General features: G+C 66.2%; 13 protein-coding genes. 4 read left to right on the forward strand and 9 right to left on the reverse strand.

Features of this window, described 5'->3' with window-relative positions; translation table 11 throughout:
- Positions 1-4 precede the first annotated feature (4 nt).
- On the forward strand, positions 5-325 hold the full coding sequence (trxA, locus tag FYJ91_RS09920) for a thioredoxin TrxA (protein ID WP_149522076.1): 321 nt from the start codon (positions 5-7) through the stop codon (positions 323-325).
- Positions 326-548: 223 nt separating this feature from the next.
- Here the strand turns inward: trxA and FYJ91_RS09925 are convergent, their stop codons facing one another.
- Both FYJ91_RS09925 and maiA read right to left on the reverse strand, forming a co-directional pair.
- A complete protein-coding gene (locus tag FYJ91_RS09925) occupies positions 549-1295 on the reverse strand; it encodes an SDR family NAD(P)-dependent oxidoreductase (RefSeq protein ID WP_181008428.1) in 747 nt (248 codons plus the stop codon).
- Between the two features lie 55 nt (positions 1296-1350).
- Complete coding sequence (gene maiA / locus FYJ91_RS09930) at positions 1351-1986, reverse strand: maleylacetoacetate isomerase (protein ID WP_181008429.1); 636 nt, start codon at positions 1984-1986, stop codon at positions 1351-1353.
- Between the two features lie 93 nt (positions 1987-2079).
- Here maiA and FYJ91_RS09935 point away from each other — a divergent pair, with 93 nt between their 5' ends.
- From FYJ91_RS09935 to FYJ91_RS09945, 3 genes are read left to right on the forward strand one after another with little or no spacing between them, the layout of a single operon-like run.
- A complete protein-coding gene (locus FYJ91_RS09935; RefSeq protein WP_149522078.1) occupies positions 2080-2550 on the forward strand; it encodes an Lrp/AsnC family transcriptional regulator in 471 nt (156 codons plus the stop codon).
- Positions 2551-2558: 8 nt separating this feature from the next.
- On the forward strand, positions 2559-3443 hold the full coding sequence (locus tag FYJ91_RS09940) for a crotonase/enoyl-CoA hydratase family protein (protein ID WP_149522079.1): 885 nt from the start codon (positions 2559-2561) through the stop codon (positions 3441-3443).
- Complete coding sequence (locus FYJ91_RS09945) at positions 3440-4144, forward strand: NAD(P)H-dependent oxidoreductase (RefSeq protein WP_149522080.1); 705 nt, start codon at positions 3440-3442, stop codon at positions 4142-4144. Before FYJ91_RS09940 ends, FYJ91_RS09945 begins: the two co-directional genes overlap by 4 nt.
- 56 nt (positions 4145-4200) lie before the next feature.
- On the opposite strand, the gene FYJ91_RS09950 is transcribed toward FYJ91_RS09945, so the two are convergent.
- From FYJ91_RS09950 to fdhF, 7 genes are all read right to left on the reverse strand, one after another.
- Positions 4201-6810 carry a GAF domain-containing hybrid sensor histidine kinase/response regulator gene (locus FYJ91_RS09950; RefSeq protein WP_246152550.1) on the reverse strand — a complete coding sequence of 870 codons (2610 nt, stop codon included), beginning with the start codon at positions 6808-6810 and terminating at the stop codon, positions 4201-4203.
- Positions 6811-6895: 85 nt separating this feature from the next.
- Positions 6896-8164 carry an aminotransferase class V-fold PLP-dependent enzyme gene (locus FYJ91_RS09955; protein ID WP_149522081.1) on the reverse strand — a complete coding sequence of 423 codons (1269 nt, stop codon included), beginning with the start codon at positions 8162-8164 and terminating at the stop codon, positions 6896-6898.
- 169 nt (positions 8165-8333) lie between these two features.
- Positions 8334-8828 (reverse strand): CinA family protein, encoded by a 495-nt coding sequence (locus FYJ91_RS09960; protein WP_149522082.1) that lies wholly within the window; start codon positions 8826-8828, stop codon positions 8334-8336.
- Positions 8829-8854: 26 nt separating this feature from the next.
- On the reverse strand, positions 8855-10495 hold the full coding sequence (locus FYJ91_RS09965) for a molybdopterin-binding protein (protein ID WP_149522083.1): 1641 nt from the start codon (positions 10493-10495) through the stop codon (positions 8855-8857).
- Positions 10492-11268, reverse strand: a complete 777-nt coding sequence (fdhD, locus tag FYJ91_RS09970) for a formate dehydrogenase accessory sulfurtransferase FdhD (protein WP_149522084.1) — start codon at positions 11266-11268, stop codon at positions 10492-10494. Before fdhD ends, FYJ91_RS09965 begins: the two co-directional genes overlap by 4 nt.
- A complete protein-coding gene (locus tag FYJ91_RS09975) occupies positions 11252-11530 on the reverse strand; it encodes a formate dehydrogenase subunit delta (RefSeq protein ID WP_219822576.1) in 279 nt (92 codons plus the stop codon). Before FYJ91_RS09975 ends, fdhD begins: the two co-directional genes overlap by 17 nt.
- Before the next feature lie 5 nt (positions 11531-11535).
- Positions 11536-14385, reverse strand: coding sequence for a formate dehydrogenase subunit alpha (gene fdhF, locus FYJ91_RS09980; RefSeq protein WP_149522085.1), 2850 nt, complete (start codon positions 14383-14385; stop codon positions 11536-11538).

The following is a 14385-nucleotide window of genomic DNA, read 5'->3' on the forward strand; positions in this document are numbered from 1 at the left end:
GCACATGCCGACCAAAGCCATCACCGACTCGTCGTTTCACAGCGACGTCATCGCCGCCGACGGCCCCGTCCTCGTCGATTTCTGGGCCGAGTGGTGCGGCCCGTGTAAGATGATCGGCCCCAGCCTCGAGGAAATCTCGGAGGAACTGGGTGAGAAGGTGACGATCACCAAGCTCAACATCGACGAGAATCCCGAAGCGCCCGGCCGTTACGGGGTGCGCGGCATCCCGACGATGATCCTGTTCAAGAACGGTCAGCCGACCGCCACCAAGGTGGGCGCCGCCCCCAAGAGTCAGCTCAAGGGGTGGCTCGAAGGCGAGCTGTAAGCTCGCCACATCATCTCTCGTCATTGCGAGCGTAGCGAAGCAATCCAGGCCCGAACCAACTGAGGTTCGTGACCTTCTCTCCAGCAGGACTGGATTGCTTCGTCGCCTTCGGCTTATCGCAATGACGATATGAACTGCGCGACGCGGTGGAGCGAGGTGTTGCCCGCTCGTACACACATCCCATTCGTCACCCCGGACCAAGCCCCGGGGTGACGGTGGTAATCTAGCCCCGCACCAGCGCCCCGCCGTTGACGTCGATCACCTGCCCCGTGATCCACTCGCCGTCGTCCGAATGGAGCAAGGTGGCGATGCCCGCGACGTCGTCGGGCTTGCCGAGGCGCGGGCTCCACGCGTTGGCGAGGCCCGCATCGATGAATTTTTGCGGCAGGCCCGCCTTGGCGCGCTCGGTCAGGATCATGCCGTAGGACAGCGTGTTGCAGCGTATCCCCTGCTTGCCGTAGCGGCGCGCCACATGGCGGGTCATTGTTTCGACCCCGGCCTTCGCGGTTTGATAGCCGAGCCGGGTGACATCGACCCCGCGACATGAATTGGACGACGTGAAGACGATCGATCCGCCGCCGGTCATCAGCGGGATCGCGGTCTTGGCCGCCTGTGCATAGCCATAGAGATGCGCGTCGATCTGCGACTGCCAGATGTCGAAGTCGAGCGCGAGCAGATCGGCGTCATGCGGCATGGCGGTCGGGTTGCCGGCAATCATGTGGACCCCGTCGAGCCGGCCCTGGACGGCCGCAACGCTCTCGATCATCGCGGTGATGCTCGCCCGATCGCGCAGGTCGAAGCGGTGCGCGCTGGCCTTGTCGCCGATCTCGGCGGCGAGCCGCTCGGCCCCGTCGAAATCGAAATCGCCGATCGCGACATGCGCACCCTCGGCAGCTAGCCGTCGCGACACCGCCTCGCCCGATCCGCCGGCACCACCGCCGATGATGATCACTTTGCCTGTCAGCCTCATCCCATTTTCTCCCATTTCGAAAGAAAATTCTATGGCATGACGGACCATATGCCCGCTAGTCGGCGTCTGATTGGCTTGACGGATGGGTCGCGGAAACCGCTTCGATCGCCTGCGTCCGTTCCGACACGGCGACGAGGCGTGGATATGCGGACAGGTCGACCGCGAAGCGCTTGGCTGAATAGACCTGCGGCACCAGGCAGCAGTCGGCGATCGTCGGCTTGTCGCCATAGGCAAAGCCCGCGCCATGGCGCGCGATCAGGGTTTCAAGCGCCGCGAAGCCATCGCCGATCCAGCGCGCGATCCAGGCGTCGACCTGCGGCTGCTCGGCCCCCAGATCGGCCCTGAGTGTATTCAGCACGCGCAGATTGTTGAGTGGGTGGATGTCGCACGCGATCAAGGCCGCCATCGATCGGACGATCGCGCGGCCTGCTGCGTCGGCCGGGAGCAAAGCGGGCTTCGGCCAGCTCTCCTCGATCCACTCCAGAATCGCGAGGCTTTGCGTCAGGGTCATCCCGTCGGCCTCGATCGCGGGCACCAGCCCCTGCGGCGCGAGCGCGACATAAGCCGGATCGCGTTGCGCGCCGGTGCGCAGATCGTGGGTGACGCGATCATGCGCCACGCCTTTGAGCGCCAGCGCGATCCGCACGCGATAGCCCGCCCCCGATCGCCAATAATCGTGAAGGATCAGCATGGGGGCATCCTCGCAGAGTTGGGGCGCGATGGCGTTTCATATTTCGTCCGATCGTCGCTATCGCTGTGCAATCTGCATCGGAACGCCGCGAATATGAAACAGGTTCATCAACTCGACGCGATCGATCGCCGCATCGTCACCGCGCTTCAACGCAACGGGGCGCTCACCCACGCCGATCTGGCGGAGGAGGTGGGGGCCTCGGCTGCCTCCTGCTGGCGACGGATCAAGGCGCTGGAGGCGGCGGGCGTGCTGATCGGCACGGTGCGCCTGGTCGATCCCGATCGGGTGGGGCGCGGAGTCAACGTGCTGTGCAGCGTGCGGATGCGCAGCCACGCCCCCGCCGACCGCGCCGCTTTCGAGGATTTCGCCCGCGCGGCGCCCGAGATCCTCGAATGTTTCTCGATGTCGGGCGAATGGGATTATCTGCTGCGGATCGTGGTGGCCGATGTCGGCGACTATGAGCGTTTCCTGATGCGCAGCCTGCTGGGGCATCCGACGGTTCTGACCGCAAGTTCGCACTTCGCGCTCGGGCTCATTAAATACAGCACCGCGATACCGGTGTAGGAGGGGACATGACCACTACGACACTCGCCACGCAGCTGGACGAACAGGGCATATTGCTGGTCACGCTCGACCGGCCCGACAAGCTGAACGCCTTTACGGTGGAGATGGCGGACGAGTTGGAAGCGTTGTTTCGAAGCGCCAATGACGACGATGCGATCCGCGCGATCGTGGTGACGGGGGCGGGGCGGGCCTTTTGCGCGGGAATGGACCTGTCGGTGGGCGGCAACGTCTTCGGTCTGGACGAAAGCCAGACGCCCACGATGGCCGACATGACTGACCGGCTGCACGATCCCGCGATAGAGCGCGGCGTGCGCGATACTGGCGGGCGCGTGACCCTGGCGATCCACGATTGCGTCAAGCCCGTCATCGCCGCGATCAACGGCCCCGCAGTCGGCATCGGCGCGACGATGACCTTGGCGATGGATATCCGTTTGGCGAGCAAGGCTGCGCGGATCGGGTTCGTGTTCGGGCGGATCGGGGTGACGCCCGAAGCCTGCTCGACCTGGTTCCTGCCGCGGATCGTGGGGATGCAGACCGCGCTCGAATGGGTGCTGTCGGCCGATATCCTCGATGCCGATACGGCCAAGGCGGGCGGGCTGGTGCGCAGCGTCCATGATGATCGCGACGCCCTGCTCGTCGAGGCGATCGGGCTCGCGCGCAAGTTCACCGAGCATCGCTCGCCGGTCGCAATCGCTTATGCCAAGCAGATGATGCGCCGGAACGCCGCGCTCCCGCACCCGATCGACGCGCACCGGATCGACTCGCTCGCGATGTTCCATTCGAGCGTGGGTGACGGCAAGGAAGGGGTCGCGGCCTTCCTGGAGAAGCGCCCGCCCGATTTCAAAGGCAAGGCGTCCGCGCTGCCGTTCGATCCGTGGGGGGACGCCAAGTGAAGGCGCTGATCGTCCATGCCCATTCGGAAAGCGACAGCTTCGTCGCGGCGATGCGCGATGCCGCGGTCGCGGCACTGATCGCGCAGGGGGCCGAGATCGCGCAGTCCGATCTCTACGCTATGGGCTTCAACCCCGTCCTGTCGCCCGCCGATTTCGGCAGCCGCAAGAACGAAGCCCACCTGACCTACGCGCTCGAACAGCGATACAATTACGACGCCGGCACGCTCGCGCCCGATATCGTAGCCGAGATCGAGAAGGTGCTGGCCGCCGACCTGATCGTCTTCACCTTCCCGGTCTTCTGGTTCAGCGTGCCCGCGATCCTGAAGGGTTGGATCGACCGGGTGTTCATCTCCGGCCCCTTCTATGGCGGGCGGCGGGTCTATGGGGCGGGGCCGCTCAAGGGCAAGAAGGCACTCGCGGCCTTCTCGCTGGGTGGGCGCGAGCATATGTTCGGGCCGGGATCGATCCACGGCGAGCTGGAAACCGGGATGCTCCGCCATTTCTTCCAGGGTGCGCTGGGCTATGTCGGGTGCGACGTGCTCGAACCGTTCGTCGCGTGGCACACGCCTTATGTGACGCACGACGCGCGCGTCGCGATGCTCGATGCGCTGGGGGGCTATGTCGCGGGCTGGGGCAGCTTGCCGGTTCTCCCGATGCCCGACCTGACGAGGTTCGACGACAGCTTCGCGCCGAAGGGGTGAACCTCATATCGTCATCCCCGCGAAAGCTGGGATGACGAAGAGAAGTGGCGAAGCGGCTACCGCTCCATCAGATCCCGGATCTTGTTCGACAGCGCGTTCATCGCAAAGGGCTTGGTAATCACCTCCATGCCGGGCGCGAGCAGGCCGTTGCCGACCGCCGCATTTTCGGCGAAGCCGGTGATGAAAAGCACCTTCAGCGCCGAACGATAGACGCGCGCGGCATCGGCCACCTGTCGGCCGTTCATGCCGCCGGGCAAGCCCACGTCGGTGATCAGCAGGTCGATCCGCTGGTCGGTCGACAGGATTTGCAGGCCGCTCGCGCCGTCGGGTGCCTCGATCGCGACATAGCCGGCATCTTCGAGCACTTCGACCACAAGCGCGCGGATCGCGGGCTCGTCGTCGATCACCAGCACGCGCTCGCCGTCGCCATGATCGGTCTCGTGGCCATGGGCCAGCGCCTCTTCCTCGGCCGTGCCGTGGTGACGGGGCAGATAGATGCACATGTTGGTGCCGCGTCCGACCTCCGAATAGATCCGCACCTGCCCGCCGGACTGACGCGCGAAGCCATAGACCATCGACAGGCCCAGGCCGGTGCCTTCGCCCAGCGGCTTGGTGGTGAAGAACGGGTCGAAGGCGCGCGCCATCGTCTCGCCATCCATACCGGTGCCGGTGTCGCTGACGCAGATCGAGATATATTGGCCCGGCGCCATATCGCGCTCCATCGACGCGCGATCATCGAGCCACTTGTTCGCGGTCTCGATCGTGATCCGCCCGCCATTCGGCGCCATCGCGTCGCGCGCGTTGATGCACAGATTGAGCAGCGCATTTTCGAGCTGGGGCGCGTCGATCCGCGTCGTCCACAGCCCCGCTGCGCCGACGATCTCCAACTCGTTGAGCGGGCCGATCGAGCGGTGGACGAGATCCTCCATGCCCAGGATCAGGCGGTTGACGTCGGTCGGCTTGGGATCGAGCGTCTGGCGGCGTGAGAAGGCGAGCAGCCGCTGGGTCAGCGCCGCCGCGCGCCGCGCGCCGCCCTGTGCGTTGTCGATATAACGCTGCAGCCCCGCGACGCGGCCCTGATCGATCCGCTTTTCCAGCAGCTCCAGATTGCCGCTGATCGCCGCGAGCAGATTGTTGAAATCATGCGCCAGGCCGCCGGTCAGCTGGCCGACCGCTTCCATCTTCTGCGCCTGGCGAAGTGCGTCTTCGGCACGGACGCGCGCGGTGACTTCGACCGCCTCGGGCACCAGCGCGACGATCCTGCCCGCCGGATCGAAGGCCGGACGCATCGAGAATTCATAGACACGCTCGCCACCGGGCAGATGGAGCGGCATGGTGAACTGGACGCTCTCGCCGGCTGCGACACGTGCGACCGCGTCCCGCACCTTGTCCATCATCTCGGGCGTGCCGCTATACCAGGGCGTGTCCCAATAATCGCGACCAGCGACGTCATCGAGCTTCGCATCGATCGCCGACAAAGCGGTCGCGTTGAGGTAGAGAATCTGTCCCTCGGGGGTCAGCAGCCCCTGCGCCATGAACGAATTTTCGAACACGGTGCGGACCGTGGCTTCGCTCTGCTGGAGCTGGGCGGCGCGTTCGGCGACGCGGGCCTCGAGCGTTTCGTTGAGGTGGCGAAGGCTCTCGGCGGTCTCGCGCAGTTCGGCCTCGGCGCCAACACGCTCAATATGCGCCCAGCTGCGTTCGGCGACTTCGCGGATCAGGGCGAGTTCCGCGTCGCTCCATGGATGCGCCTGGGCGCGGTGGACCGCCATCAGCGCGATCAGGCGTCCCTCCTTGACCAGCGGCACGCACAGGGTCGCGTTGATGCCGAGCGCTTCGTAAGTGGCGGCGCTCCTGGGGCCGAGTTCGGTGCGATCGTTGACGATCTGCGGCCGGCCGGCACTGAGTTCGGTTACTGCCTCCTTGCCGAAATCGGCAAGGACATGATGGCCGATCGCGCTGCCCGATCCGGGTGCAGCCCAGCCGCCGCGTACGCGAAAGCCCAGCTCGTCGGCGTCCATGTCGGCATAGGAGCAGATCGACACCCCCATATGCTGGCCGGTCATCCGGGTGGTGATGTCGAGGATTTCGTCGGCGTCGCGGCTGATGGCGGTGGCGCTGTTCAGCGCATCGAGGAAACGCAGGCGATTCCCGTCGGCGAGGAGCTGTCGCTCGGCCTTCACCTTGTCGGTGATCTCTATGACGATCGCCAGCACGCCCGCCGGCACCCCTTCATCGTCGTAGATCGGCGAATAATCGAGATCGAGATAGACATCCTCGAACTCGCCGGTCCGGTTGAGCGTGAGGATGAAGTCGCGATAGGCCAGCGTGCCGCCCGCCAGCCCGACCTTCATCACATTGTCGTTGAAGTCGGCGACCTCGTCCCACCCTTCGCGCACCTTGCTGCCCAGTAGAACGGGGTGTCGATCGCCGGCGAAGACCGAATAGCCGTCATTGTAGAGCATGATGCCGTCGTCGCCCCACAGCATCACGATCGGCACCGGCGAATGGACGACGAAGGCGACGATCGTACGCAGCGATTGGGGCCAGGCCTCGATCGGGCCGAGCGAGGCCGACCAGTCGAACGCTGCGATCCGATCGCCCATCTCCCCGCCGCCTGCGAGGAAGAGCAGCGGGTCGCGCGAATATTCGGTAGTTGTGCTCACGGTCCCCCTGCGGCCCTATCTACTCTCGGCCCGTTGGCCGAATGGTTCAGGGGAACGAAGGTTCCGGACCGTGCAGAACTATTCTCTAGGCCATCGCCTTCAGCGCCGTCACCAGCTTCGCCATGTCGGCGGCGCTGTTGGTGAAAGAGGGGGAGACGCGCACACAGCAGCCCTTGGCGGGGCCGTCGCGCTCGATCGTGAAGATGCGATGAAGGTCGAACAGCGCCTGTCGCAGCGCGCGATTGGCCTCGATCGAGGTGCGGCCGGTCAGGCGGAAGGATGTGATGCCGCCGTGAAGCGCGGGATCGTCCGGGGTGAGGATCTCGATCCCCTTCACGCCCCGCAGCGGCTTCACCCACAGATCGCGCAGGTGGCGCAGGCGTGCGGCCTTGGCGGCGATGCCGATCCTCTGGTGCGCGGCGATCGCGTCGGGGACGGTGAGGATGCCGGCGAAGTTGACGGTGCCTGTGTGGATGCGCGCATCGATCCGGTCGCTTGGTGCTTCGAGCAGCGAGGGATCGATGTCGCGGATGCGATCCTTGCCGATATAGACTACGCCGACGCCCAAAGGTGCAGCGATCCATTTGTGCAGGTTGATCCCCGCAAACTCGACGCCCAGTTCCTTCAGCGAAAAATCGAGCTGGCCGAGCGCGTGACCGACATCGAGCAGCACGTCGACATTGTGCGCCTTCGCCATTGCGACGATTGCCTTCACCGGCGGGACGAGGCCGGTGCGGTGGCTGAGCTGGGTCAGCAGCATCATGCGGATCTTCGGATCGGCCTTCAGCGCGGCCTCATAGGCGTCGACCAGAGACTGCGCGGTCGCGGGCTCGGGCAAGTTGATCTTGACGACCCGCACGCCGCGCAGCCGCGCGAGCGAATCCATGCCGGTCTGCATCGCGTCATAATCGAGATCGGCATAGAGAACGGCATCGCCGGGCTTGAGCTTGTTATAGCCGCCGATCAGCACCGCCATCGATTCACTGCCGCCGCGCGTGAAGGCGATCTCGGCCGGATCGACCTTGAGGAGGGCGGCTACCTGCGTGCGAACCGCGCGCATCTCCGCATTGGCGGGGCCGCGCGTGTAGAGCGTCGTCTCGCGGTTCACCTTGTCGGTGCGCGCTTCATAGGCCTCGCGCACCTTTGTCTGCATCGCACCGAAATGGCCGGCTTCGAGCTGGACGATGCCCGGCGGCGGCGTGTCGTAGAGTTTGGCGACCTGCGCCCACCAGGCTTCGTCGGCCGCAAGCTTTTCGGGCGAGACGCCGGTGGGCGCCATCAGCGTCTCAGCGATAGCGGGCACCGCCGAAGCGGCGGCGGAGGCGGCGAGGAAGGTGCGTCGGGAAACGGTCATTTCCCGACTATGAAACTATTATCGTGACAGGCAAGCGACGCTCTCCAATCCTCCCCGCCAGGGGGAGGTGTCAGCGCAGCTGACGGAGGGGGAGGGCGGCGTCCAATCAGAGGACTCGCACCCTCCCCCTCCGTCGCCTTTGGCGCCACCTCCCCTTGGCGGGGGAGGATTATTTGGCGGTCAGCGCCTCATGAAACATCGCCAGCGCGGCTTTGGCGAAGGTTTCCATATTGGCCATGCGATCGTTGCTGTCGGTTTCGACCATGCGGACCATCGTGAAGCCGTCCGGACCCGCCACCGCGATGCAGCTGGTGCCCGAGGGCTTGCCATGCGGATGATCGACCGGGCCCGCCGACCCGCTTTCGGCGATTGACCAGTCGGCGCCGAAATTGTCGCGGATCGCGGTCGCCTGCAGCAGCGCATAAGGCTCGGTCACGCCGCGCAGGCCGTTCCAGTCCGAAAGGGGCAGGCCGAACAGATGCTTGCGCCCCGCGATCGAATAGAGCGTCCCGCCGCCCTTGAAGAACTTCGTCGCGCCGGGGATGGTGCAGAAGGCGGCTGAGATCAGGCCGCCGGTCGATCCGTCCGCCACCGCAATCGACTGCCCCCGTTCGACCAGCAGGGCCGCAGAAGGCGCGGCGAGCGCGTTGAGGTCGTGCAGCATCGAAATCCCCTCTTGTTTGCCCGGGCTTAGCGCAGCCGATCGGTGAGGGGAAAGAGCGTCGCTTGTTCGGTATCGGACAATTGCACCATCCAGTGATCGGCAGTGAGGAGCGAGCGCATCATGTGCGGCCGATCGCCGGGCAGGGGGCTGATCGGCCCGTCGTCCGCGACGACGCGGGTGATGTTGGTGACGCCGTTGGTGGGCAGGACCGCACTGGTGACGGCACGCCCGGTCTCCGAAGGCAGGCCGAGCATCCGGCGCAACGCCGCCATGCCGAAGAAGCGGCAGCCGACGAGGGAAGCCACCGGATTGCCCGGCAGGCCCAGGATCGGCACCCCGTCCGGTGTCGTCGCGAACAATACGGGCTTGCCGGGGCGCATGCGGACGCCGTGGAAATGGATCGTCGCGCCGACGTCGCGCACCGCATCGGGGATATGGTCGCGCTCGCCCGCCGATGCGCCGCCGGTGGTGATGACGAAATCCGATGTCGCCAGCGCCGCCGCGATCGCACTGGCAATCGCCTCGCGACTGTCTGGGACGGGGGCGGAGAGCGTGACGGCCGCACCGGTTTCCGCAAGCAGGGCCGCGATCATCGGGCCGTTGACGTCGATGATCCCGCCGCCCAATTCGTCGCCGGTCGGAATGATCGACACGCGCGGGCGGAGGCGCACAGCAATCGTCTCGACCCCGTAGGCGACCAGTGCGCCGAGCATCGGGGCGGAGATCGCGCGGCCCGGCCCCAACACCTCGTCGCCGGGGGCGGCATCCTCGCCCTTGCTGCGAATGTTCATGGCGGTCGCGACCGGTTCGGTGATGCGCAGCCGATCGCCCTCGACGGTCGCGCGCTCCTTGATCAGCACGGTCGCGCCGCCTGTCGGGATGATCGCACCGGTCATGATCGGGCACGCGGTGCCGGGCGGAAGCGGCGCGCTGGCGTCGCCCGCGAAGATCGGATCGCCGATCGCCAGATCACCGCCCGTGCAATCGGCGGCGGTCAGGACGAAGCCGTCCATCGCCGACATGTCGGCCGCGGGGTGAAAGCGTTGGGCCTGCACCGGTGCGGCGGTGACGCGGCCCAGCGCGTCGGTCAGGGCGATCGTCTCGGCGGGCAGGGTCGCCACATGCCGCTCGACGATCGCGATGGCCTCGAAAAAGGCGGGGCGGTTCGGCTTGGGCGTCGGTTGCGCGCTGGTCAGGTCGGCGGGGCGGTTGATGTTGTGGATCGGATCGCTGGCGATGCCGGTCGCAGCGCAGGCGCGCGCCCAGGCGTGCATCGATCGATCCTCACCGCCCAGAAAGGCTTCGAGCTGGTTCGAAAGCCCGACCGGCCAGCAGCCGACGACCGGTGCTTCGAGCAGGAAGGCGGGCGCTGCATCGATCAGTTTCGGCACGACATCGGAGGGGAGCAGGGGAATATCACACGCCGTCACCATCACTGCGTCGAAGCCTTGCGCCTTGGCGTGGCGCAGCGCCCCGCACAGGCCGCCGAGCGGGCCGAGGCCGGGGGCGGGATGGTCGGGAATATCCGTCGCCATCGCATCGACGAACGGCGCGATCGTGTCGCGCGCATGGTCGATCAGCGCGCGCCCGTCGAGCATGGCGCGCGCCTTGTCGCTGCCGAAGCGGCTCGATCGCCCTCCCGCCAGCACCACTCCCAGGCGCTTCATGCGATCAGCAGCGCGTCTGGCCGGGCGAGCACGATCAGGCGCAGCCCCGCCTCGGCCGCCCGCGTGATGGCAAGGCTGGTCGGGGCGGACACAGTGGCGAGCAGCGGACAGTCGGCAAGCACGGCCTTCTCGACAAGTTCGAACGAGCAGCGCGAGCTTAGCAGCGCGAAGCCGCCGTCCCAAGAGCGCCCCTCGCGCGCCATCGCGCCGATCAATTTGTCGAAGGCGTTGTGCCGGCCGACATCCTCGCGCGCGATCAGCACCACGCCCTCGGCAGAGCAGAAAGCGGCGGCGTGGACCGCGCCGGTTTCGGCGTTGAGCGGTTGGTGATCGCGCAAATGCCCGAGCGCGCGGAACACGGCGGCCTCGTCGGCTTCGCTGGTCGCCTTGACCGCGGGCAGGGGACGTAGCGCGCTTTCGAGATTTTCGATCCCGCATAGGCCACAACTGCTTTCGGACACGCGATGGCGCACCCGATCCATCACGCGCGGCATGCGATCCTCGATCAGGGTGACGCGTAGCAGTACGCCCTGTGGGGCTTCGTGCGCATCGATGTCGACGATGTCGGCGGCGTGATCGATCAGCCGTTCGGAGAGTGAGAAGCCGGTGGCGAAATCCGCCAGATCGGCAGGTGTCGCCATCATCACCGCATAGCCGATGCCGCTGAATTCCAGCGCGATCGGCATTTCGACCGCGATCACCCGGTCGATCGTCGCGCGTGTCCCGTCGCTGCCGACCCGTTCGACCGGCCGCCGCTCAGCCGGCGTCGTCATGGCCCGCACCCGCGACGTCGGCATATTCGGTCGCATGGGTTTGCGGTGGCGGCGCGCCCTTCTCCTGCAGGATCGCGATGGCGCGCGCGGCGACGGGGCCGAGGCTGTCGGTCAGGCCAGCAATCCGCGCCTTCATGCGCGGATCCCAGAATTTCGCGATATGGTCCGCCGTCGCCATCGCTGCCTTGTCATGCCCGATCGCGGCGAAATTGCGCGCGATCTGATCGGCCATATAGGCAAGCCGCTGGTCGGTCGACATCATGCGCGTCACTCCGCCGGTTCGAGGCGCGGCTCGATCCGGCGCGATCTCTTCGCCTGCGCCTCGTAGCTTTCCTGCCAATCGCTCGGCCCGTTGGAGGGCGACACCTGCACGGCCGTCACCTTGTACTCGGGGCAGTTGGTGGCCCAGTCCGAAAAGTCGGTGGTGATGACGTTGGCTTGCGTCGTCGGGTGGTGGAAGGTGGTATAGACCACGCCCGGCGCGACCCGTTCGGTGACGAGCGCACGCAAGGTTGTCTCGCCCGCGCGGCTGCGCAGGGAGACCCACTGGCCGTCGTGCAGCCCGCGATTTTCGGCGTCGTGCGGGTGGATCTCCAACAGATCCTCGGGATGCCACGCCACGTTATCAGTGCGCCGGGTCTGCGCGCCGACATTGTAGTGGCTCAGGATGCGCCCGGTGGTGAGCAGCAGCGGGAAGCGTGGGCCGGTCTTTTCGTCGGTCGCGACATAATCGGTGACGACGAACCTGCCCTTGCCGCGCACGAAGCCGTCCAAGTGCATCGTCGGCGTGCCGAGCGGGGCGGCGGCGGTCGCAGGCCACTGAAGCGAGCCATGCTCCTCGAGCGCGTCATAATGGACGTTGGCGAAGCTGGGGGTGAGCGCGGCGATCTCGTCCATGATCTCGGACGGGTGGGTGTAGTTCCAGCCGAGACCCATCGCCTGCGCGACCATCTGCACGATCTCCCAATCGGCGAATCCGTTGAGAGGGGACATCACCTTGCGGACGCGCTGGATGCGGCGTTCGGCATTGGTGAAGGTGCCGTCTTTCTCGAGGAAGGTCGATCCGGGCAGGAAGACATGGGCGTAGTTCGCGGTCTCGTTCAGGAACAGATCCTGCACCACCACGCATTCCATCGCGGCAAGGCCGGCGGCAACGTGGGCGGTGTTGGGGTCGGATTGGAGGATGTCCTCGCCCTGGATGAACAACGCCTTGAACGCCCCGTCGGTCGCGGCGTCGAGCATGTTGGGGATGCGCAGGCCCGGTTCGTCGTCCAGCGGCACGCCCCACGCATCCTCGAACATCGCGCGCGCCTCCGGATCGGAAACGTGGCGGTATCCGGAAAATTCGTGCGGAAAACTGCCCATGTCGCATGCGCCCTGGACATTGTTCTGTCCGCGCAGCGGGTTCACGCCCACGCCCTCGCGCCCGACATTGCCCGTCGCCATCGCCAGGTTGGCGATCGCCATCACGGTCGACGATCCCTGGCTGTGCTCGGTGACGCCCAGGCCGTAATAGATCGCGCCATTGCCGCCGGTCGCATAGAGGCGCGCAGCCTTACGGAGTTCGTCCGGGTCGACGCCGGTGATCTCGGCGCTGGCCTCGGGCGACCGGTGGTCTTCGCTGACGAAGGCCGCCCAATCCTCATATTCGTCCCAGTCGCAGCGTTCGCGGATATAGGCTTCGTCGAACAGCCCTTCGGTCACGATCACATGCGCCATCGCGGTCAGCACCGCGACATTGGTGCCGGGGCGCAGCGACAGGTGATGCGCCGCCTCGATATGCGGGCTGCGGACCAGATCGGTGCGACGTGGATCGATGACGATCAGCTTGGCGCCCTGCCTTAGCCGCCGCTTCATCCGGCTGGCGAAGACGGGGTGGCCATCGGTCGGGTTCGCGCCGATGACGAGGATGACGTCGCTATGCTGGACACTGTCGAAATCCTGCGTACCGGCGGACGTACCGAAGGTGGTCTTCAGGCCGTATCCGGTCGGCGAGTGGCAGACGCGCGCGCAGGTATCGACATTGTTGTTGCCGAAGCCCTGCCGGATCAGCTTCTGGACGAGGAAGGTCTCCTCGTTCGTGCAGCGGCTCGACGTGATCCCGCCCACTGCGCGGGTGCCGTAGGTGGACTGGATACGGCGGAACTCGGACGCGGTGTGGGCGATCGCTTCCTCCCAGCTTACCTCGCGCCACGGTTCGTGGACCGACGCGCGGATCATGGGGTTGAGGATGCGTTCCTTGTGGTTGGCATATCCCCACGCGAAGCGGCCCTTGACGCAGCTATGCCCGCGATTGGCCTTGCCGTCCTTCCACGGCACCATGCGCACCAGCTGTTCGCCGCGCATCTCGGCGCGGAAGGTACAGCCGACCCCGCAATAAGCGCAGGTAGTGATGACGGCCTTGTCGGGGGTGCCGACCTTGATGACCTCCTTCTCGATCAGCGCCGAGGTAGGGCATGCCTGCACGCACGCGCCGCACGACACACATTCGGACGACAGGAAATCCTCGTCCTGGCTCGCAGCGATGTGGCTCGAAAAACCGCGTCCGTCGACGGTGAGCGCAAGCGTCCCCTGCACCTCGTCGCACGCTCGCACACAGCGCGAACAGACGATGCACTTGGCGGGATCGAAGGTGAAATACGGGTTGGACTCGTCCTTGGCGGCGTCGAGATGGTTCGCGCCGTCATAGCCGTAGCGCACGTCGCGCAGGCCGACCGCGCCCGCCTGATCCTGCAGCTCGCAATCGCCGTTCGCCGAGCAAGTGAGGCAGTCGAGCGGGTGATCGGAGATGTAGAGTTCCATCACGCCCTTGCGCAGCTTGGCGAGCTTGTCGGTCTGGGTACGCACGACCATGCCGGGGGTGACAGGGGTGGTGCACGACGCCGGGTAGCCCGCGCGCCCGTCAATCTCGACCAGGCAGATGCGGCACGATCCGAAGCTTTCGAGCGTGTCGGTCGCGCACAGCTTCGGGATGTTCGTGCCCATCAACGCAGCGGCGCGCATGATCGATGTGCCGGCCGGCACGTCGACAGGCTGGCCGTCGATGGTGAGCGATACCAGAGGCCCGGTGACGGGCATCGGCTTCGTGCCGAGGTCGATCTCGCCGATCCAGCCCAT

The organism is Sphingomonas montanisoli, from assembly GCF_008274695.1.
In the GTDB taxonomy this organism is placed as follows: domain Bacteria; phylum Pseudomonadota; class Alphaproteobacteria; order Sphingomonadales; family Sphingomonadaceae; genus Rhizorhabdus; species Rhizorhabdus montanisoli.